Consider the following 21,265-nt stretch of genomic DNA (forward strand, 5'->3'; position numbering starts at 1 on the left):
GGATGATGTGAACGGCCACGAGGTCACCGATCGGGCCGATATGTTGGGCATATGCAGTTCGCCGGACCGGCCGAACAGTACGACCGCTTCATGGGCCGCTACGCAGCGACGCTCGCGCCCGCCCTGGCGGACGCGAGCGGGGTGAGAGCCGGGCATCGGGTCTGCGACGTGGGCTGCGGACCGGGTGGGCTCACCCGTGAACTGGTCGGCCTGGTCGGCGCAGCGAACGTCGCGGCGATCGACCCGGCTCCCCAGTTCGCAGCGGCGTGCCGGCAGATCGCACGGGAGATCGACGTCCGCGTCGGGGTCGCCGAGAATCTGCCGTGGCCGGACGGAACGTTCGACGTCACCCTGGCGTCGCTGGTCCTCGGGTTCATGAACGATCCCGAACTGGGTGTGCAGGAGATGGTGCGGGTGACCCGCCCGGGTGGCACCGTCGCTGCGTGCATGTGGGACACCACGGCGGGCGGGATGACGATGCTCCGCGTCTTCTGGACCGCCGTGGGGACGGTCGAGCCCGGCACTCCGGGTGAGACGACACTGCCCGGTACCACCGAGGGCGACATCGCCGAGCGGTTCCGCCGGGCCGGTCTTCACGACGTGGTCGACGGTGCCCTGTCCGCACGCGCCGATTACGCCGATTTCTCCGACTTCTGGGAGCCCTTCACGTTCGGCGTCGGACCGGCCGGGCGACACCTGGTGTCGATGCCCGAAAGGCAACGCGCCGCAGTACGTGATGCTTGCCGTGATGCTCTTCCGTCCGGACCGTTCTCTCTCGACGCCCGCGCCTGGTACGCGCGGGGAACGGTTCCCGACGAGCGGAACTCATCCTCGACGCAGTAGGTAGGTGTCCATCACCCAGCCGCGCGCGTGCTTGGCCCGGGCACGGGCCTCACGGACCGCCGGGAGCACCTCGGCGAGCGGGCCGGCGACGAGTTCTTCGTCGTCGGTCCCCAGATTCGCACCCCACCAGATGTTCCAGGCTCCGTCGAGGTCCGCGCAGGCGAGGCCGCCGTCGAGCATCACCACGATGTTCGATGCACCCTCTGCGACGTCCCGAAGCAGTCGACGACCGGTCGTCACGGTGATCGGCCCGCCGATGGTGTTGAGCACGAGACGATGTCGGGCCGCGAGCAGTTGCACGCTGCTGATACCGGGAAGGACGTCGTAGTCGAACCGCACCCTCCCGCGTTCGAGGATGCGTTCGACGACGCGGATCGTGCTGTCGTACAGGCTCGGATCACCCCAAACCAGGAATCCGACGGTCTCGTCCTCCCGAACCTGCTCGAGCAGAACGGTCTCGTACACCTCGGCGCGGGCGGCGTGCCAGTCGCGCACCTCGTCACCGTAGCGCGCCGGGTTCCGGTCTCGGGGCGGGTCGGGCACCACGATCATCCGATGCGCACCGGAGGTGTGGCGACGCAGGATCTCTTCGCGGACCGCCACGAGATCGTCCACGCCCCGCTTCTTGTCGGCCACGAGGAAGATGTCGACGCTCTCGAGGGCGTGCACCGCCGCCACCGTGAGATCGTCCGGTCCCCCGGGGCCGACCCCGATGAGCCGAACTCTCACCCCCGGTCCTCGAGATCGCCCTCGACGTCGAGATAGGCCTGCTGGAGTCTGCTCATCGTCTCGGGATCCGGTTCGCCCCACAGCCCGCGATCGGCCGCCTCGGTGAGCCGTTCGACGATCCCGCGCAGCGCCCACGGATTCGCTTCGCGGAGGAACTGCTGGTTCGCGAGGTCGAGCGCGTAGTTCTGGGCAAGCGACTCGTACATCCAGTCCTCGACGACACCTGCGGTGGCGTCGTAGCCGAACAGGTAGTCGACGGTGGCGGCGAGTTCGAAGGCGCCCTTGTAGCCGTGCCGCCGCATCGCACCGATCCACCGCGGGTTGACGACCCGCGCGCGGAACACCCGTGCAGTCTCCTCCGCCAGTGATCGGGTGCGCACCGCATCGGGGGTGGTGGAGTCGCCGATGTACGCCTTCGGGTCGGTGCCCGTCAGCGCTCGCACCGTTGCGACCATGCCGCCGTGGTACTGGAAGTAGTCGTCCGAATCGGCGATGTCGTGTTCGCGGGTGTCGGTGTTCTTCGCCGCCACCGCGATCCGCCGGTAGTTCGCACGCATGTCGTCGGCGGCCGGAACACCGTGCAACCCACGCCCGTAGGCGAAGCCACCCCACGCGGTGTAGACCTCGGCGAGATCGGCGTCGGTGCGCCAGTTCCCGGAGTCGATGAGCTGCAGGATGCCGGCCCCGTACGAGCCGGGCTTCGATCCGAAGATGCGCCGCACCGCACGGTCGGCGTCGCCGTGTTCGGCTTCGTCCCGCCGAGCATGGGCTCGCACGAAGTTCTGCTCGTCGGGTTCGTCGAGGGCGGCGACCGTGCGGATCGCGTCGTCGAGCATCCCGATGACGTGCGGGAACGCATCGCGGAAGAAACCCGAGATGCGGACCGTGACGTCGATGCGGGGCCGGCCGAGTTCCTCGAGCGGGATCACGGTCAGTTCGCGAACCCGACGCGACTCGGCGTCCCATTCCGGACGCACACCGATGAGCGCGAGCACCTCGGCGATGTCGTCGCCGGCGGTGCGCATCGCCGAGGTCCCCCACACCGACAGACCGACCGACTGCGGATACTCCCCCGTGTCGGCGAGATATCGCTCGATCAGGTTGTCCGCCAACGCGACACCGGTGTCGTATGCGAGGCGGCTCGGGACGGCCTTCGGGTCGACGGTGTAGAAGTTGCGCCCGGTCGGCAGCACGTTGACCAGTCCACGCAAGGGTGAACCGGACGGTCCGGCCGGGACGTACCCGCCGTCGAGCGCGTGGAGCACGGCGTCGAGCTCGGCAGTCGTGCCCGCGAGCCGGGGAACCACTTCGTCGGCAGCGAAGGTGAGCACCCGCGCGACATCGGAATCGGGATGGCCGAGAACAGATTCGACAACGCGCTCGGCCGACCCGGTGTTCCAGTCGTCGTCCTCCATGGCCTGCACGAGCGCCCGTGCGATGTTCTCGATTCCGTCGACCTCGGTCAGCGGAGCGTCGGGCTTCAGTCCCAGCGCGGTGCGCAGTCCAGGGACGGCGTTACTCTTGCCACCCCATACCTGGGCGGCACGCAGGATCGACAGCACCAGATTCACCCGTGCCTCCCCGACCGGTACGGCACCGAGAACGTGCAGGCCGTCGCGGATCTGCGCGTCCTTGACCTCGCACAACCATCCATCGACGTGCAGCAGGAAGTCGTCGAATTCGGCGTCGTGCGGGCGGTCGTCGAGCCCGAGATCGTGATCGAGTTTCGCTGCCTGGATCAACGTCCAGATCTGCGCGCGGATCGCGGGCAGTTTCGCCGGGTCCATCGCGGCGATGTTCGAGTACTCGTCGAGCAGCTGTTCGAGACGTGCGATGTCGCCGTACGATTCGGCGCGCGCCATCGGCGGGATCAGGTGATCGACGATGATCGCATGGGCACGGCGCTTGGCCTGCGCACCTTCACCCGGATCGTTGACGAGGAACGGATAGATCAGCGGCAGATTGCCGATGGCCGCGTCGGTCGCGCACGCCGCGGACAGGCCCGCGTTCTTCCCGGGCAGCCATTCCATCGAACCGTGTTTGCCCAGGTGAACCACGGCATCGGCACCGAAGCCGTGCTCGATCCACTTGTACGCGGCGAGGTAATGGTGCGACGGCGCCATGTCGGGATCGTGGTAGATCGCCACCGGATTCTCGCCGAATCCCCGGGGCGGCTGGATCATCAGCACCACGTTGCCGGCCTGCAGGGTCGCCAGCACGATCGCCTTGTCACCACCGCTGCCGTCGACGAACAGCGACCCGGGCGCCGGGCCCCACGCCTCGGTCATCGCGTCGGTGAGCTCGGCAGGCAGCTCCTTCGTCCATGCCAGATAGTCGGATGTGCTCACCCGCACCGGGTTTCCGGCAAGCTGATCGGCGGTGAGCCACTCCTCGTCCTGACCGCCCGCATCGATCAGGGCATGGATCAGGGCGTTTCCCGCCTCGGCGTCGTCCTCGACGTCCATGCCCGGGAAGCCGTCGCCGAGGTCGTATCCGGCCTCGCGCAGTGCGCGCAGCATCCGGATCGCCGACACCGGGGTGTCGAGTCCGACGGCATTGCCGACGCGGGAATGCTTGGTGGGGTACGCGGACAGCATGATCGCGATGCGCCGCTGCGCCGGAGATACGTGTCGCAATCGTGCGTGCGCCACAGCGATACCGGCGACGCGACGGCATCGTTCCGGGTCGGTGACGTAACGGGGCAGACCGTCGGCGCCGAGTTCCTTGAACGAGAACGGCACCGTGATGATGCGCCCGTCGAATTCGGGCACTGCGATCTGGGTGGCCGAATCCAACGGTGAGACACCGTCGTCGGACTCCGCCCAGGCATCGCGGCTCCAGGTCAGGCACAGCGCCTGCAGGATCGGGATGTCGAGCGCAGCGAGTGCCCCGACGTCCCACGCCTCGTCCTCGCCTCCCGCGCTCACGGTGGCGGGCTTGGTTCCGCCGGCCGCCAGCACCGTCACGACGAGCGCATCGAGAGTGCCGAGTTCGGCGAGCAGATCCTCGGACGCTCCGCGCAACGAGGCGCAGTGGATCACGACGCCGCGGGCCCTGCCGGTCGCGTCGATCGCGTCGGCGAGATCGTGCGCGAACTGCACGTTTCCGCTGGTGTGGTGGGCCCGGTAGAACAGCACACCGACGCGTGGCAGCCGGTCGTCGGCCGGCCCCTCAGGCCGGTCGAGCACACCCCATTCGGGCAGTTCGACGGGCGGATCGAAGCCTTCACCGCCGAGCAGCACGGTGTCGGTGAGGAAGGCATGGAGCTGCGCGAGGTTGGCGGGACCGCCGTACGCGAGATAGCGGTGCGCCTCGGCCGCGATGCCGATCGGCACCGTCGAATGACCCATGAGCTCGGCGTCCGGGGTCTGTTCACCACCGAGAACGACGACCGGGACGCCGGCCGCGAGCACGACGTCGAGCCCGTCGCGCCAACTGCGTGCGGACCCCAGGATCCGCACGACGACCAGGTCCGATCCGCTGAGCAGACCAGGTAGTTCGGTGGACACGTCGAGGCGGGACGGGTTACCCAGCGCCCACTCGACATCGCTCGACAGAGCCGACAGCAGGTCGGTGTCGGACGTCGACAACAAAGTCAGGCGCGTCACGACGCAACCCGAAAACACAGGCGTACAGCCATGTTCAGTCTCCAAAACCCTCGTGGACCTCACGTGCCGTGGCCGGTCTCCTGGCTGACGGGTCACTGCTGCTGCGCCGACCTTCCCGGATGGGATCCAGTGGCCTCCACACCGGCGGACCGGTACGGACGAGGGCGAGCAACTATCCGCTCACAGTGGCGAGGGCCGCGCCGGTTTCCCACCGGCTTCCCGAGCACCACGGCAAGGTGAGAGTAGCGCACCCGGACGGAAAGGTGTGCAACCATGTGCGTCTGTGGATGCTCTGCCACCCCCTTTCCCTCCCGATCGGTGCCCCGGAATCCTTCGCCCACATGTCGCGGCGGACGGCGCACTGGTGCGGCTGCGCGTGCCCGGAGGGCAGGTGCCCGACGGGGCGCTCCGAGCACTGTCGGACGCGTCGATCGCTTACGCCGACGGCGACGTCCATCTGACGTCGCGAGGGAACCTGCAGCTCAGAGGCATCGAACTCGACGACTGCGGTGCCGTCCCCGCGGGACTGGCCGACGCCGTCACGGTGGCCGGGCTGCTGCCGTCGGCGAGCCACGAACGGGTGCGGAACATCGTCGCGTCGCCGCTGTCGGGTCTCGCCGGAGGACTCGCCGACGTCCGGCCTCTCGTCCGCGAACTCGATGCCGGACTGTGCGGCGATCCGGTCCTCGCCGGCCTGCCCGGCCGGTTCCTGTTCGGCCTCGACGACGGCCGCGGCGACGTGGCGACGCTGCGGTGCGATCTCACCGCGGTCGCGCTCGATGGCGGGACCGCGCGGATCGTCGTGGGTGGACTCGACGGGCCGACGGTGCGGCTCACCCAAGTTCCGGAGATGCTCCTGCGCCAGGCCCGCCGGTTCGTCGAGATTCGCGAGTCGGTGTGGCACGTGCGTCAACTCCCGCGTGCGGGAGCGGAACTCGGTGGCACCGATCCCGCTCCGCGGCCACCGGCCTTCACGATGCCGTACGGCGTGCTCGGCGATGCGGTGTCGGTGCTGGTCCCCCTGGGAATCCTCACCCCCGCCATGGTTGCTGCGCTGCCCGATCGAGGGGTGGTCGTCACGCCCTGGCGCGGCCTGATACTCCCGTCCGGATCGGATCTCGTCGCGCTTCGCGAGACCGGCTTCGAGACGGCCCCGGATTCGGCGTGGCAGCGGGTGACGGCATGTACGGGAGCACCCGGGTGTAGCCTCGCCGAAGGTGACACCCGAGCGCTGGCTCGCCGGATCGTCGCCGGAAATACCACCGATTCCCGAATTCACGTCGCCGGATGCGAACGCGTCTGCGGCGCACCGCACTCGCCTCACCGCGTCGTTCTTGCCAGGAGCACCCCGTGACCCTTCGACCTCCCCCGCGCCGGTACGACTACGTCACCGACGGCGCCGAGATCTACGTCCGGTCGTTCGCGACGATCCGCAGCGAGTCGGATCTGTCCGCGATTCCTGCGAGTGCGGAGAAGGTCGCGGTCCGGATGATCCATGCAAGCGGACAGACCGATCTGGCACGGGATCTCGTCATCCATCCCGATCTTGTTCCGGCCGCGCGCACAGCATTGAACTCAGGTGCTCCGATCCTCACGGATGCGAACATGGTGGCCTCGGGGGTCACCCGTACGCGCCTGCCTGCCGACAACGACGTGATGTGTCTGCTCGCCGACCCGCGTGTCCCCGAACTCGCCGAACGGTGGGGCACGACCCGCTCCGCGGCGGCGGTGTCACTGTGGGCCGACCGCCTCGAGGGGGCTGTCGTTGCGATCGGCAATGCCCCGACCGCCCTGTTCCACCTGCTCGAGATGCTCGACGACGGCGCCCCGCGACCTGCGGCGATCGTCGGTGTTCCCGTCGGCTTCATCGGCGCCGCGGAGTCGAAGGAGGCGCTGCTCGACCATCGGCTGCAGATCCCCCATCTGGTGGTCCGGGGACGCCGCGGCGGGTCGGCGATGGCGTCGTCCGCGATCAATGCACTTGCGCAGGAGAAGGAATGAGCGAGAAGGTGTCCGGCAGGTTCTACGGCGTGGGTCTCGGCCCCGGCGATCCCGAACTCATCACACGCAAGGCTGCGCGGCTGATCGCCGAGGCGGACGTCCTCGCGTACTACTCCGGTACGCACGGCCGCTCCATCGCCCGATCGATCGCCGCCGATCTGATCCCTGACGGCGTGATCGAGGAACTGCTGGTGTACCCGGTGACGACGGGCACCACCGATCACCCGGGCGGCTACGACGGTGCGATCGCCGATTTCTACGACGAGTCCGCCGCCCGGTTGGCCGTCCACCTCGACGCGGGACGCATTGTCGTCGTGCTCTGCGAGGGTGACCCTTTGTTCTACGGCTCGTACATGTACCTGCACGACCGCCTCGCTCCGCGATACCCGACGGAAGTGGTGCCAGGGGTGACCTCGGTGTCCGCCGCCTCTGCCGCAGCCGCCGAACCGATGGTGCGGCGCACCGACGTCCTCACCATCCTGCCCGGCACACTGCCCGCCCCGGAGCTCGCACGGCGACTCGCCGACACCGACGGTGCGGCGATCATGAAGCTGGGCAGGACGTTTCCCGCCGTCCGGGAGGCTCTCGCCCAGTCCGGGCGCCTCGACGACGCCGTCTATGTCGAACGCGCGTCGATGGATCGGCAACGCATCCTTCCGGTCGCCGAGGTCGATGCCGACGCGGTGCCGTACTTCTCGGTGATCCTCACCGCCGGTGACCGCTCTCCGAGGAATCGGTCGGTCGCCGACCGATCGCGGCCGTCCGTCGCGGTCGAGGAGACACATCCGGACGCGAACGAACTGCTCGTCGTCGGGTTGGGCCCGGCGGACGAGAAGTGGCTGACCCCCGAGGCTGCCGACGCACTCTCACAGGTCGATCACGTCGTCGGATACGGACCGTATGTCGATCGCGTCCCGGTACGTCCCGGCCTGCACCGTCATTCCAGCGGCAACACCGTCGAGGTGGACCGCGCGCGATTCGCTCTCGACCTCGCGCTGTCGGGCGAGAAGGTCGCGGTGGTCTCCGGTGGTGATGCCGGGGTGTTCGGCATGGCGTCGGCGGTGTTCGAGGCTGCGCAGGACGAGACATACGCGTCGGTGCCGATCCGCGTCCTGCCGGGGGTTTCCGCGGTGCAGGCGGTCGCGGCGCGTGCCGGCGCCCCGATCGGCGGCGACTTCGCGGTGATGAGCCTGTCGGATCGACTCAAGCCGTGGGACGTGATCGAGAAGCGGTTGGCTGCGGTATCCGAGGCCGATCTCGTCCTGGGCATCTACAACCCGGCCTCGCGGTCTCGGACGACGCAGGTCGCGGACGCGAAAACGGTACTGCTGAAGCATCGTCCGGCCGACACCGTCGTCGTGATCGGGCGCGATGTGGGACGGTCCGGCGAGTCGCTCGAGGTCACGACGCTCGAGAAACTCGATCCGGCGAGCATCGACATGAAGTGCCTGCTCATCGTCGGCGCTGTGGGCACCTCCGTGACTCCGACCGGTGCGGTGTGGACGAAACGGACGGTGGACGGTCAGAGTTCGGGATCGTCGACGACCGACTGGACGAGCCGGCCGTAGGTCTCGATCAGAGTCTCGCTGGGCATCTCGTCGGGCGGCAGCAGCTCGAACGTCCTCAGGCTGCCCGCCAGTCCCAGCAGGAGGGTGACGACCATCTGCGAGCGCACCAGCCCCGCGGATTCGTCCCCGATCAGTGCCGCGATCCGGGCGACGACCCGTTCGTTCGTCCGCGCGCGAGCCACAGCCGGATCTGCCGCCTCACGGATCAGGAAGGGTGCCATCGCCCAGAAGTCGTAGTCGTCCGAATCCCGTCGCTCGACGACCGCACGCACCATCCGGTAGCCGACCGGCTCGTCGTGACGCGTGGCCTCGGCGAGTCCGGGCGAGTCCGGAGCTGCTGCCTGGAACAGCTCGGCCTTGCTGCCGGTCAGTTTCATCACGAGAGCCGGTGAGACACCGGCCGCTTCGGCGACGTCCCTGATCGTGGTGCCGTTGAAGCCGCGCTCGGCGAACAACGGCCGTGCGGCGTCGAGGATGACGTCGCGGGTGGTTCGCTCGGTCACCTAGGTCTTCGCCTCCACGGATGCGCCCGCGACGCTCGTCGTCGACGGTCGCTGCCTCGGAAGGAACATGGCTGCCAGGCTAGCGGAGAACGTCGCGACGCCGGCGATTCCGAACATCGCCACGAAGGCACTGTGGGCCGGGAAGACCGCCCCGGCCGCTTCCATGGTGAGTCCGGCGACCAGTGCCGCGACCACCGCGCTCATGCTCGACGATCCGATCGTCCGGAGCAGGCTGTTGAGGCCGTTGGCCGCTGCGGTCTCCGAGAGCGGGACGGCCCCCATGATCAACGCCGGCATGGTCGCGAAGGCCATCGCGTCGCCGATGCTGACGAGGACGCTACCGATGACGATGAGTGCGACGGTGTCGTCGAAGGCCATGCGGAATCCGTAGGCCACGGTCATGAGCAGTCCCGCAGCGAGGAGGGTGGTGCGGCCGCCGAATCGTGCGGTCAGGCGCGCCGACAGCGGAGAGACGACGAGCATCGTGAGTCCGCCCGGAACCATGCACAGACCGGCGGTCGCCGCACTGAGACCGAATCCGAAGCCGGTGATCTCGGGGAGCTGCAGTTGCTGTGTGGTGGAGAGGGTGTTCGCGTACGCCGCGAAGCCGACGAAGAGCCCGGCGATGTTGGTGAGCAGTACAGGCCGATGCGACGAGACGCGCAGATCCACCATGGGGACGGGAACGCGCAGTTCGTACGGGACCCAGACGGCGAGGACCACGGCAGCCGCCCCGAGGCTCACGAGGGTCTGCGGACTCGACCAGCCCCACACCGGCCCCTTCGAGATGCCGAGCAGCAGTGCCACCAGCGCGAGCGACAGCAGCACTGCGCCGACGAGATCGAAGCGGCCCCGGTTGCCCGATGCGCCCGCCGGAACCGTGACGAGGATGCCGACCAACAGGAGCACACCGGCAGCCGCCGAGACGTAGAAGACCGAGGCCCATCCCAGGGTGTCGTAGAGAACGCCCGCTGCAGGCAGACCCAGGGCGCCGCCGATGCCCATCGTGGCGCTGGTCAGCGCCACTGCGCTCGCGACCTTCTCTCGGGGCAGCAGGTCGCGCAGCACGGCCATGGCCACCGGGATGAGTGCCGAGGAGAAGCCCTGCAGCGCGCGGCCGACGAGGACGGCGATGTAGCTCCCGCCGAGCGCGGCGATGAGCGACCCCACGACCATCATCGCCAGCGACAGCACCATCATCCGGCGCTTGCCGAACATGTCGGCCGAGCGGGAGACGATGGGGGTCGCCACCGCTCCGGTCAGCAGCGTGATGGTGACCAGCCAGGTCGCGGCGCCGGCCGAGACGTCGAGGATCTCCGGGAAGTCCGGAAGCAGCGGAATGACCAGCGTGGTCTGCAGAGCCGCGACGAGACCCGCCAGGCTCAGCAGCGTCATGATCGTCGTACTCGACGCCGGTGTCGTTCGTCCCATGTCCCCATCTCCGTTGCCACCCAGCGGGGTGAACAACGTTCACCCCGGGATCGAGTGAACGGCGTTCACCCCCGGGTTGTCAACAGGTTCGCGCGGTGAACCGGGGTTCGCCGCTGTTGCAACCGGGGCGAACCCCGGTTCGGCGCGCGAGGATGGAGCTATCCGAGACCGGGGCGCTCGCGGGCGGGGTCGTAGAGATGCGAGCAGGCCACATCCGGCCGTTCACGCACACCGAGAGCGTGTCCGACGACGATGACCGCGGTGTGCTTCAGCCCCGCGGCTTCGACACCGTCGGCGATGTCGGCGAGGGTGCCGCGCAGCACGACCTGGTTCGGCCGCGACGCGAACGCGACCACCGCGACGGGACAATCGGCGCCGTATTCGGCCGTGAGTTCTTCGGCGAGGACGCGGATGCGGGTGATCGCCAGGTGCAGCACGAGACTCGCCCGGATTCCTGCGACCCGCGCCAGAGCCTCGCTGTCGGGCATCGCCGTCGATCGGGCCTGCGTGCGGGTCAGCACGACCGTCTGCACGAGTTCGGGGACCGTCAGCTCGGTACCGAGTGCCGCTGCCGCCGCGGCGTAGGCGGGCACACCGGGTGTGACGTCCCACGGCACGCCTGCGGCGTCGAGCCGTCGCGTCTGCTCGGTGAGCGCCGAATACAGCGACGGGTCGCCGGAGCACAATCGCACGGCGTCGAGTCCGCGCCGGTGTGCGTCGACGAGATGTGCGGTGATCTCGTCGAGGTCCAGGTGTTGCGTGTCGACCAGTTCGGCGTCGTCACGGCAGTGCGAGAGGGTCTCGGCATCGAGATAGGTACCGGCGTACAGAACGACCGGAACCTCGCGGAGCAGGTTCACCGCTCGCAGCGTGAGAAGGTCGGCCGCTCCCGGTCCGGATCCGACGAAATGGACGGTCATCGTTCACCTTTCACTGCACTCCATTGCACCACTGGTCGTTGCGCGCGCCATCCGGTGAACGTTCCGATCGGATCGGCGTGTTCGACGGACAGGCGCACGAGTTCACCACCGTGCGTCTTCCACCACTGCACCAGGACGGCCTCGGTCTCCAGGGTCACCGCATGCGCGACGAGACGACCTCCGGGAGGCAATGCGTCCCAGCACGTATCGAGCACACCCTCGCGACTTCCTCCCCCGCCGACGAAGATCGCGTCGGGCATCGGGAGTCCGGCGATCGCGGCGGGAGCCGCGCCCCGGACGACGCGCACGGTCGACGGCACCCCCAGCGCAGCCGCGTTGCGTTCGATCGCGTCGGCACGCCGTTCGTCCTTCTCGATCGCGAGCGTGCGGCATCGCGGATCGGTTCGTGCCCATTCGATTCCGACGGACCCGGCTCCCGCACCGACGTCCCACAGCAACTCCCCCGGTCGCGGCGCGAGTGCGCACACCGCCGCGAGACGCACGGTCCGCTTGCTGAGCTGTCCGTCATGTTCGAACAGGGAGTCGTCGAGACCGGGCAGCACCGACAACCCGGCGGGTCCGTCGACCTCGACGCACATCAGACTCAGAGACCGGACACCCGTATCGGTCAGATGGGCCGCCTTCGCATCGATCCGGGACTCGTCCGCAGCACCGAGATGCGACAACACCGCGACCCGTGAGTTCCCGAAACCGGCGGCCTCCAGGAGCGTCGCAACATCCGCGACACGTGCACCGTCGACGAGGACGACGAGTTTGCGCCCGCGCGTCAGAATTCTGCGCAGAGCATCGATCTCGCGACCCACGACGGTGACCGTCTCGCATTCCTCCGCGGACCAGCCCATGCGTGCACGGGCCAGTGCCACCGACGAGATCGCCGGGATCACCTCCACGGCGTCGCCTCCGAGGCGTCGGATCAGCGTGGTGCCGATCCCGGAGACCAGCGGATCACCGGATGCGAGCGCGACGACGTCCTTGCCGGCGTGCCGGTCGAGGAGGTCGTCGAGCCCGGGCAGGAGCGGCGACGGCCACTCCTCGCGCACCGCTGTGCCTGCTGGAACCAGGTCGAGGTGGCGCCGGCCGCCGAGCAGGACCTCGGCCGCGAGAATCCGCTCCCTGACGGTGGACGGCACACCGGACCATCCGTCCGCCCCGATTCCGACAACGGTGATGCCTGTCGTCTGTCGCATCGGTCCCATGGCGGTGAACCATAGCCCACGCGCCATGGCCTAGACTCGGCCGTGGCAAGGCAATCGAAGGTGCCCCTCACGGGGATAATCGGGAAGCCGGTGAGAATCCGGCACAGGCCCGCTGCGGTGACCCGGGAGTCGTCGATCACGCGCATCCGCGCAGCCACTGGACCGTCCGGTCCGGGAAGGCGATCGCACGGCGTCCGACCGGGAAGTCCGAATACCGGCCTTCGAACAGCTTGCCGCGGAGAACATCCCAGCGGGAGCCTGTGGAGGTCGAAGTGCATGTGTATCCGTTCGGCGCGGTGGTCGGTTCCGACGACCTCGCGCTGGCCCTGACCCTGTGTGCGGTGTCGCCGACGATCGGCGGTGTGCTGGTGCGTGGCGAGAAGGGCACCGCGAAATCGACGACGGTGCGTGCCCACGCCGCACTGTTGCCCCCGGTCACCGTCGTGGACGGGTGCCGGTTCTCGTGCGATCCGGACGCCCCCGATCCGTCCTGCCCGGACGGCCCCCATCCGCCCGGTGCGGCCTCGCATGTCCGGCCGGTCCGGCTGGTGGAACTACCCGTCGGCGCGGCGGAGGATCGCGTCACCGGAGCGTTGCATCTCGGCAAGGCACTGGCCGACCGCACGGCGGAATACGAACCCGGCCTTCTGGCCCTGGCCCACCGCGGCGTGCTGTACGTCGACGAGGTCAACCTGTTGCACGATCACCTGGTCGACCTGCTGCTCGACGCCGCGGCGATGGGCCGCTCGACCGTCGAACGCGACGGGGTCTCCGTCGAGCACGCCTCCCGATTCGTACTGGTCGGAACGATGAATCCCGAGGAGGGTGAGCTTCGCCCGCAGTTGCTCGACCGCTTCGGACTCGCCGTGGACGTGACCGCGCCCCGCGACCCGCACATGCGCGCCGAGATCGTGCGGCGGCGGATGGCCTTCGACGCCGACCCGGCCGGGTTCACCGCGCGATGGGCGGATCGGGACGCCGAGTGGTCGCGGCGCGTCGCCTCCGCGCGCGAACTCGTCCCACAGGTCGTGCTGAGCGACGATGCGCTGGTCTCGATCGCCGAGGTGTGCGCGGCGTTCGACGTGGACGGCATGCGCGCCGACCTGGTCACCGCCCGCACGGCGATCGCACACGCGGCCTGGCACGGCCGCCTCGAGGTGACACGTGAGGACATCGCGGCGGCGGCCCGGCTCGCGTTGCCGCACCGGCGGCGCCGCAACCCATTCGACGCTCCCACCGACAGCGACGATCTGCTCGACGAACTGCTCGGCGGAGACGATCCCGATCCCGGCCCCGACGACGATCCCGGTGGTGGTGGTGGTGGTGAAAGCGCACCCGACGACTCGGCGGCGGAGACATCCTCCGGTTCGGGTGATCGGTCGTCCACCAGCCTGGCGTCGGCGTCGGATCCGTTTCGTGCCAGGGTGTTCTCCGTCGATCGGGTCGGGCGCGGGGCGGCCGGCCGCCGGTCGCGGGCGGTCACCACGATCGGCCGCACCGTGGGCAGTCGCCGCGGCGATTCCGGTCCCGTCCACCTTCCCGCCACGATCCGCGCGGCCGCCCTCACCGATGAGGTTCGGCAGGTGCGCCGCAAGATCGTCGAAGGCCGCGAGACCAATCTCGTCCTGTTCTGCGTCGACGCGTCAGGGTCGATGGCCGCGCGCAACCGGATGGTGCAGGTCAAGACCGCCGTCCTGTCGCTGCTGCTCGACGCCTACCGCCGTCGCGACACCGTCGGTCTCGTGATCTTCCGCGGCACCGGCGCGACCCTCGCGCTCCCGCCAACGAATTCGGTGGACGTGGCTGCCGCACGACTACGAGAACTCCCCGCCGGTGGACGCACACCGCTGGCCGAAGGTCTGATCGAAGCGGCCGAGACCGTTCGGCGCCATTCGCTGCGGGATCCGCGACGACGCACACTGCTCGTCGTGGTCACCGATGGTCGCGCCACCGCCGGAACGGACGCCGTGCAGCGTTCACTCGACGTCGCAGATACCGTTGCCGCACAGGGCATCTCCTCCGTGGTGGTCGACTCCGAGACGGGCCGCTTCCGGATGGGTCTCGCGGCCCGTCTCGCCGAACGTCTCGGTGCCGACTACGTACCCGTCGGCGAGGTCGATGCCGACGCACTGACCGGAATCGTCCGGGAGAGGGCCGCCTGATGCCGAAGGGACAACCCACCGTCGTCCCCGACGACGGTCTCACCACCCGCCAGCGCCGCAACCGGCCGCTGCTGATGGTCAACACCGGCGACGGAAAAGGAAAGTCCACAGCCGCATTCGGCCTCGCACTGCGTGGCTGGAACCAGGGCTGGTCGGTCGCCGTCTTCCAGTTCGTCAAGTCCGCCAAGTGGCGACTCGGTGAGCAGACCGCCTTCGAAACCCTCGCCGATCTGCACGCCGAGCGCGGAACCGGCGGGCCGATCGAGTGGCACAAGATGGGTTCCGGCTGGTCGTGGTCGCGCAAGGAAGGCACCGAGGAGGATCACGCCGCCGATGCTCTCGCCGGGTGGCGCGAGATCCAGCGACGCCTCGCCGCCGAGCAGCACGGGCTCTACGTGCTGGACGAGTTCACCTATCCGATCGCCTGGGGGTGGATCGACATCGACGAGGTCGTCGATACGCTGACCTCACGACCGGGACACCAGCACGTCATGATCACCGGGCGGCGGGCGCATCCGAAGCTCATCGAGGTCGCGGACCTGGTCACGGAGATGACGAAGGTCAAGCATCCGATGGATGCGGGACAGAAGGGCCAGCGAGGGATCGAGTGGTGAGAGTTCCGCGCGTAGTCGTCGCCGCACCGGCATCCGGGCACGGGAAGACCACCGTCGCCACGGGTCTCATGGCGGCGTTGCGTCGCGCCGGACACGTCGTGTCGGGCCACAAGATCGGTCCCGACTACATCGATCCCGGCTACCACTCGCTCGCCACCGGCCGACCCGGCCGCAACCTCGACCCGCATCTCGTCGGCGAGGACCTCGTCGCTCCCCTGTTCCTGCACGGCGCCGCCGGTGCGGACATCGCCGTGATCGAAGGGGTCATGGGGTTGTACGACGGGATGATCGACACCGACGGGTACGCGTCCACCGCCCACACCGCGGCCCTGTTGTCCGCACCGGTGATCCTCGTCGTCGACGTCTCGCACGCCTCCCGGTCGATCGCGGCGATCGTGCACGGCATGGCGTCCTACGACCGCGGCACGCGGATCGCCGGCGTGATCCTGAACAAGGCCGGATCTCAGCGACATTCGGACGAGGTGATCCGCGCCCTCGAACCGACCGGCATCCCGGTGCTCGGGGTGCTCGGTCGCGACGACGGCGTCACCGTCCCCTCGCGCCATCTCGGGCTGGTGCCCGTCGAAGAGCGCGACGAGGCGACCGCGCAGGTGGATCGGCTCGCCGCGCGGATCGCCGAGCGCATCGATCTCACCGAGATCGTCGGTATCGCCTCGGCAGCAACCGATCTGCCGGCGACGCCGTGGTCGCCGGGTACGCCCACCGAGGACGGACCCGTGATCGCCGTCGCCGGAGGCCGCGCCTTCACCTTCCGCTACACCGAGACCGAGGAACTCCTGCGAGCCCACGGATGCCGACCGGTGTCGTTCGATCCCCTGCGCGACGAACGACTGCCCACCGGCACCGCGGGCATCTACCTCGGCGGCGGGTTCCCCGAGGTACATGCCGCCGACCTCGCCGCAAACACACCTCTGCGCGCACACCTGCGAGACGCGATCGCAGCGGGGGTTCCGACCCTCGCCGAGTGCGCCGGTCTGCTCTATCTGGGGCGTGAGGTCGACGGGCACGAGATGGTCGGCGCCCTCGACACGGTGGCACGGATGACCCCGCGCCTGACCCTCGGTTACCGCACCGCGATCGCACCGCAGGACACCCTGCTCGCCCCCGCCGGCACCCGCGTCACCGGTCACGAATTCCACCGCACCGTGATCGATTCCGGCTCGCCTCCCGCGTGGCTGCTCGACGGCCGGCCGGACGGCGTCGCCACCGCGACGGTGCACGCGTCGTACCTGCACACGCACTGGGCCGGACATCCCGATCTCGCACGACGTTTCGCCGACGCCGCACGGTCGGCGGAACCCGCGCCCGAACCCACCTCGGCACCGGCACGTCGTCGAACACACGAACCCGACCTGCACCATCACGGCGACCGCGACGCGACCGAAGGGTTGGTCGACCTCGCCGTCAACGTCTCTCGCCGACCGCGACCGGCATGGCTCGACGACGCCCTGCGTGCCTCGTTGGACGATCTCGCCCGGTATCCCGACCCGAGCGATGCACGCGCCGCCCTCGCCGATCGTCACGGCCGCAGCGTCGACGAGGTCCTTCCGACGGCCGGGGGCGCCGAGGCGTTCACGTTGATCGCCCGGGCACGGGCGTGGCGGAAGCCGGTGGTGGTGCACCCGCAGTTCACCGAACCGGAAGCGGCGCTGCTGGCGGCCGGGCACCGCGTCACACGGGTCGTGCTGCGCCGCGACGATGGGTTCGTTCTCGATCCGGGTGCGGTCCCGGCGGACGCCGACCTGGTGATCGTCGGCAATCCGACGAATCCCACCTCGGTCCTGCACCCGGCCGACACGCTCCTGGCACTGGCCCGACCTGGACGGGTGGTCGTGGTCGACGAGGCGTTCATGGACGCTGTTCCCGGCGAAACCGAATCGTTGACGGGACACCTCGTTCCGGGACTCGTGGTGCTGCGGTCGCTCACCAAGACGTGGGCGATCCCGGGCCTGCGCGCCGGATACGTGGTCGGCGACGCCGCAGTGCTCGCGAATCTCGCCACGCAGCAACCACCCTGGTCGGTGTCCACTCCCGCAGCGGCCGCGATGATCGCGTGCGCATCCGGTGACGCAGTACGCGAGACCGAGGTGATCGCACAGGAGATCGCCGGCGACAGGGAGGTTCTCGTCGACGCCCTCACCGGACTCGGAATCCGCGTGGTTTCCCCCGCGACGGCCCCGTTCGTGCTGGCGGAAACGCCAGAGGGAACGCGGGAGAGATTGCGGGAGAAGGGCTTCGCGCTGCGTCGCGGCGACACCTTCCCCGGCCTCGGTGACGACTGGGTACGGATCGCGGTGCGCGACGCGGCGACCACGGCAACGCTCGTCGAGGCGTGGAGAACGATCCTGTGAAGCACAGGGCACTCGGACTGGCGCTCGGCTACGCCGCCGACCAACTCGTCGGCGACCCGCAGCGGTGGCATCCCGTGAGCGGCTTCGGGAAGTTGGCGCGCGCCGCCGAGGGCCGGCTGTATGCCGACCACCGCGTTGCCGGGGTGGTGTTCACCTCGCTGCTGGTCGGCTCTGCCGGAGCGCTGGGATACGCCGCCGACCGCGCGACCCGCGGTCGTCCGGTGCTGTCGGTGACCGTCACGGCGCTCGCGACATGGACCGTCCTCGGTGGCCGCTCCCTCGGATTCGAGGCCCGGACGATCGACGCCCAGCTCCGCGACGGCGATCTCGCCGCGGCGCGGCGGCAGGTGACCCACCTGGTGGGCCGCGACCCGTCACAGCTCGACGAGAACGGGATCGCCCGCGCCACGATCGAGTCGGTGGCCGAGAACACGTCCGACGCCGTCGTTGCGCCACTGTGGTGGGGGGTGCTCTTCGGTCCCGCCGGCCTGCTCGGCTACCGGGCCGCGAACACTCTCGACGCGCGCGTCGGCCACCGCACGCCGCGGCTCGAACGGTTCGGATGGGCCTCAGCGCGGTTCGACGACCTGCTCAACCTTGCTCCGGCGCGGCTGACGGCTCTGCTGGCCGTGGTGCTGGGTGACAATGCTCGGGGTTCGATCGGTGCGTGGCGGCGGGACGCGCACCAGCATCCGAGTCCGAACGCCGGCCCGGTCGAGGCGGCGTTCGCCGGCGCTCTCGGCATCCGGCTCGGCGGCACGAACGTCTATCACGGTGTGGTCGAAAATCGCGGCACACTCGGCGAGGGACGCGCGCCGACCTCGGAAGATATCGGCCGTACCGCGCGACTCGCCTCCAAGGTCGGACTCGGAGCCGTGGCGACGGCTGTCGCCGTCGCACTCGCACGTCGTCGATAATCTGCCCGATATTTCCCGCCTCGACGGACAATTCCGTTCCGAGGGTGAAATTCCGGGGTGAATCCGTGTCCGATCTGCCCGAAAACGTAATTCCGGTTACAGTTAGTGCGATTCGTAGATCGGAAAAAGAAATACGGAACCGTTGAGCAGGGGGAAGCCGACGTGGAGGTGTCGAGATTTTTCCTTACTGTCGCGATCGCCTGTTCTCGGAATTGTCCGATGCGCCACGTCTGGTGATCCTTCGCGGGCACCGTTTCTCGGGAAAGACGACACTTCTGCGGACATGGCTCATGACCGATCCCGAGCCGAACGGCGTTATTGCGTACGTCGGTCCGTCCACGACAGATTCTGCCGCCGACCGTTATTGGACCCGGATATTCGATTCCGTACGCCGTTGCATCGACACCGAAGCCTCGCGCCCGAGCCAGGGATTCGACGCCCTCCGCACCACCCTCTCGACCGTGGACACACCCGTCACCCTCGTCCTCGACGGCGCACGACTCGACGAGGACGTCGCTGAGGGCATCGGCACTCTGCTCGCCGACGATCCGACCCTGCGCATCGTCGTCGCGACCCGCACCACGAGTTCCGTCGGTGCGGACATGCCCTCCGACACGAGAATCCTCACCTCCGACGACCTCGCCTTCACCGTCGACGAAACAACTGCCTACCTGCGTGATGCCGGTGTTCCACAGGAGCGGTGGTTCGTGGATCGGATCGTTCACCGCACCGGAGGGCTACCGGCCGTGATCGGCCGTCTCCCCGCAGCCCTGTCCCCCGCTCCGATCCCCGGTGTGACGGAGCTCGAGCACCTCGACCGCATCGTGGACGCGGTGACCGACTCGGTGACAGCGCGGACGATCAAGAACGAACCGCTCCTCGCACACCTGCTCCGACCGGTCCTGATGTCGGCAATGACCGACTCGCTGACCTGCGCGTCCCTTGCAGAGTCGGGCGTGGACGGCCCGACGTTCGTCACCACCCTCGAATCCCTCGGCCTGGTCGAACCCGTGCCCGGGAACTCGGCCCGGGCGTACCCGGACGCAGTCCGCCGGTCGTTGTTGCGACGGGCCGTGAACGACCTGCCGGCAGAACCGACGAGGACCTACCTCGTGGTGCCGGGGAGCCTCGACCGCGGATCGAACGGCGCTGCGCAGCTCGGGCAGGTCGTCGCCCTGCGGAGGGAAGGACGGTTCACCGAGGCGGCGTCGATCTGCGACGAGCTCGCGTCGAGAGCGGTGTCCTCGTCGGGGGCGCCCGAGACGGTCGTCTCCGACGCCGCCTTCTGTTTCCAGGCCGGCCTGACCTACTTCTTCGCAGTGCGTCCGCACGAGGCGATGGGGATGCTGCGCCGCGCCCGTGCCGCCGGAGCCGGGACGCCCGTCGGCGACGATGCGGTTGCCGCACTCGGGCTCATGCACGCCCTGCGAGGGGAGGGCCCCGAGGCGCGCGGGGCGGTCTCCACGGATCGGTCGCATCGTGGGGACCACGGCGCCGGCGCACGACTCGCGCACACCGCCGAGCGGGTCGCGGCGGCACTGCTCGCGATCGACCGACTCGAATGCGACGTGGCGCTCGACATCCTCGTCGACATCGAAGCGTGCACGACCCCCGACGAGCTCTGGGCGTTCGTCCTCTACGCGCAGGGTTCCTTCGCACTGCTCACACGCACCCCGATGGAGGGATTGCGACGCATCAAGGCCGAGATCCGGAAACACCCGGAACTCCACGCCGGGTACAACGCCGTGCTCGTGAACGCGATACGCGCCGATCTCGAGCTGGCACTGGGTGATTTCGACCGGGCGCAGAACCTCATCGCCGACTCGACACACCTGTTCACCGCACCCGTCCATGCCCGCATGCGTCTGCTGACGGGCGATCCGGCCGGCAGCGAAGCGCTCGTGCACCACTACAGGACCGATCCGAACTGCACGCCCCGCCAGGCGATGGAACTGGCCGTGCTCGGCGCCGCTGCCGCGTGCGCGCTCGGACGCGACACCGACGCCCGTCCGCATCTCGACCGGGCGATCGCACTGTCGCAGCAGACGGGGTTGTTACGACCGTTCACCATGGTCTCGCCGCTGATGGCCCGTCATCTCGGCTCGCTGGGAGTCACCCTGCCGACCGCCGCGGAACCGACGGCACTCGACACCGCCACCTATCCGAAGTCGAAACCGGTCGTGCGACTGACGCCGCGCGAACGCGCGGTCCTCGACGGATTGATCGCGGGTCGCTCGGCACGCACCATCGCGAAGGCCGAATTCGTCAGCGTGAACACGGTGAAGACGCAACTGCGGTCGCTGTACCGGAAGCTCGGTGTGAACTCCGGGAAGGACGCGGTGATCGCCGCGCGGCACCTCGTGCTCGACTGACGCGAGGT

General features: G+C 69.0%; 15 protein-coding genes and 2 riboswitches. Of the genes, 9 read left to right on the forward strand and 6 right to left on the reverse strand.

The window, feature by feature from the left end:
• Nucleotides 1-51: 51 nt before the first annotated feature.
• Nucleotides 52-843, forward strand: a complete 792-nt coding sequence (locus LPH33_RS19740; protein WP_229565577.1) for a class I SAM-dependent methyltransferase — start codon at nt 52-54, stop codon at nt 841-843.
• Here the strand turns inward: LPH33_RS19740 and cobF are convergent.
• Both cobF and cobN read right to left on the reverse strand, forming a co-directional pair.
• Nucleotides 826-1,572, reverse strand: coding sequence for a precorrin-6A synthase (deacetylating) (gene cobF / locus LPH33_RS19745; protein ID WP_229565579.1), 747 nt, complete (start codon nt 1,570-1,572; stop codon nt 826-828). The genes LPH33_RS19740 and cobF overlap by 18 nt on opposite strands.
• On the reverse strand, nt 1,569-5,180 hold the full coding sequence (cobN, locus tag LPH33_RS19750) for a cobaltochelatase subunit CobN (protein WP_229565580.1): 3,612 nt from the start codon (nt 5,178-5,180) through the stop codon (nt 1,569-1,571). Before cobN ends, cobF begins: the two co-directional genes overlap by 4 nt.
• A gap of 52 nt (nt 5,181-5,232) precedes the next feature.
• Nucleotides 5,233-5,426: riboswitch (cobalamin riboswitch) on the reverse strand.
• Nucleotides 5,427-5,544: 118 nt separating this feature from the next.
• Between cobN and LPH33_RS19755 the strand changes: the two genes are divergently transcribed.
• From LPH33_RS19755 to LPH33_RS19765, 3 genes are read left to right on the forward strand one after another with little or no spacing between them, the layout of a single operon-like run.
• Nucleotides 5,545-6,534, forward strand: a complete 990-nt coding sequence (locus LPH33_RS19755; RefSeq protein ID WP_229565582.1) for a cobalamin biosynthesis protein CobG — start codon at nt 5,545-5,547, stop codon at nt 6,532-6,534.
• Entirely contained in the window at nt 6,531-7,181 is a 651-nt protein-coding gene (locus tag LPH33_RS19760) for a precorrin-8X methylmutase (RefSeq protein WP_060650517.1), read from the forward strand. The genes LPH33_RS19755 and LPH33_RS19760 overlap by 4 nt, the downstream gene beginning before the upstream one ends.
• On the forward strand, nt 7,178-8,749 hold the full coding sequence (locus tag LPH33_RS19765) for a precorrin-2 C(20)-methyltransferase (RefSeq protein ID WP_229565583.1): 1,572 nt from the start codon (nt 7,178-7,180) through the stop codon (nt 8,747-8,749). Before LPH33_RS19760 ends, LPH33_RS19765 begins: the two co-directional genes overlap by 4 nt.
• Here LPH33_RS19765 and LPH33_RS19770 read toward each other — a convergent pair.
• From LPH33_RS19770 to cbiE, 4 genes are all read right to left on the reverse strand, one after another.
• Nucleotides 8,704-9,252, reverse strand: a complete 549-nt coding sequence (locus LPH33_RS19770; protein WP_229565584.1) for a TetR/AcrR family transcriptional regulator — start codon at nt 9,250-9,252, stop codon at nt 8,704-8,706. The genes LPH33_RS19765 and LPH33_RS19770 overlap by 46 nt on opposite strands.
• On the reverse strand, nt 9,253-10,683 hold the full coding sequence (locus LPH33_RS19775; protein ID WP_229565585.1) for an MFS transporter: 1,431 nt from the start codon (nt 10,681-10,683) through the stop codon (nt 9,253-9,255).
• Between the two features lie 158 nt (nt 10,684-10,841).
• Nucleotides 10,842-11,603 (reverse strand): cobalt-precorrin-4/precorrin-4 C(11)-methyltransferase, encoded by a 762-nt coding sequence (locus tag LPH33_RS19780; protein ID WP_060650513.1) that lies wholly within the window; start codon nt 11,601-11,603, stop codon nt 10,842-10,844.
• On the reverse strand, nt 11,600-12,820 hold the full coding sequence (gene cbiE / locus LPH33_RS19785) for a precorrin-6y C5,15-methyltransferase (decarboxylating) subunit CbiE (protein WP_229565586.1): 1,221 nt from the start codon (nt 12,818-12,820) through the stop codon (nt 11,600-11,602). Before cbiE ends, LPH33_RS19780 begins: the two co-directional genes overlap by 4 nt.
• A gap of 41 nt (nt 12,821-12,861) precedes the next feature.
• Nucleotides 12,862-13,058: riboswitch (cobalamin riboswitch) on the forward strand.
• Nucleotides 13,059-13,092: 34 nt separating this feature from the next.
• Between cbiE and LPH33_RS19790 the strand changes: the two genes are divergently transcribed.
• The 5 genes from LPH33_RS19790 to LPH33_RS19810 all read left to right on the forward strand — a co-directional run bounded on the left by LPH33_RS19790 (nt 13,093) and on the right by LPH33_RS19810 (nt 21,257).
• On the forward strand, nt 13,093-14,982 hold the full coding sequence (locus tag LPH33_RS19790) for a VWA domain-containing protein (protein ID WP_229565587.1): 1,890 nt from the start codon (nt 13,093-13,095) through the stop codon (nt 14,980-14,982).
• Nucleotides 14,982-15,596 (forward strand): cob(I)yrinic acid a,c-diamide adenosyltransferase, encoded by a 615-nt coding sequence (gene cobO / locus LPH33_RS19795; RefSeq protein WP_060650510.1) that lies wholly within the window; start codon nt 14,982-14,984, stop codon nt 15,594-15,596. The genes LPH33_RS19790 and cobO overlap by 1 nt, the downstream gene beginning before the upstream one ends.
• The gene (locus LPH33_RS19800; protein WP_229565588.1) at nt 15,593-17,968 is read left to right on the forward strand and encodes a cobyrinate a,c-diamide synthase; all 2,376 of its coding nucleotides are present in this window, start codon (nt 15,593-15,595) and stop codon (nt 17,966-17,968) included. Before cobO ends, LPH33_RS19800 begins: the two co-directional genes overlap by 4 nt.
• Nucleotides 17,965-18,885, forward strand: a complete 921-nt coding sequence (locus LPH33_RS19805; RefSeq protein ID WP_229565589.1) for a cobalamin biosynthesis protein — start codon at nt 17,965-17,967, stop codon at nt 18,883-18,885. The genes LPH33_RS19800 and LPH33_RS19805 overlap by 4 nt, the downstream gene beginning before the upstream one ends.
• A 461-nt stretch (nt 18,886-19,346) precedes the next feature.
• Nucleotides 19,347-21,257, forward strand: coding sequence for a LuxR family transcriptional regulator (locus tag LPH33_RS19810; RefSeq protein ID WP_229565590.1), 1,911 nt, complete (start codon nt 19,347-19,349; stop codon nt 21,255-21,257).
• Nucleotides 21,258-21,265: the final 8 nt, after the last annotated feature.

The organism is Rhodococcus sp. RDE2, assembly GCF_020885655.1.
GTDB classification, from domain to species: Bacteria; Actinomycetota; Actinomycetes; order Mycobacteriales; family Mycobacteriaceae; genus Rhodococcus; species Rhodococcus pyridinivorans.

What these genes read in the sequence shown, in the direction of transcription:
- LPH33_RS19765 (WP_229565583.1), top strand. Translation starts at nt 7,178, where the DNA reads ATGAGCGAGAAGGTGTCCGGCAGGTTCTACGGCGTGGGTCTCGGCCCC.
- LPH33_RS19780 (WP_060650513.1), bottom strand. Translation starts at nt 11,603, where the DNA reads ATGACCGTCCATTTCGTCGGATCCGGACCGGGAGCGGCCGACCTTCTC.
- cbiE (WP_229565586.1), bottom strand. Translation starts at nt 12,820, where the DNA reads ATGGGACCGATGCGACAGACGACAGGCATCACCGTTGTCGGAATCGGG.
- cobO (WP_060650510.1), top strand. Translation starts at nt 14,982, where the DNA reads ATGCCGAAGGGACAACCCACCGTCGTCCCCGACGACGGTCTCACCACC.
- LPH33_RS19775 (WP_229565585.1), bottom strand. Translation starts at nt 10,683, where the DNA reads ATGGGACGAACGACACCGGCGTCGAGTACGACGATCATGACGCTGCTG.
- LPH33_RS19740 (WP_229565577.1), top strand. Translation starts at nt 52, where the DNA reads ATGCAGTTCGCCGGACCGGCCGAACAGTACGACCGCTTCATGGGCCGC.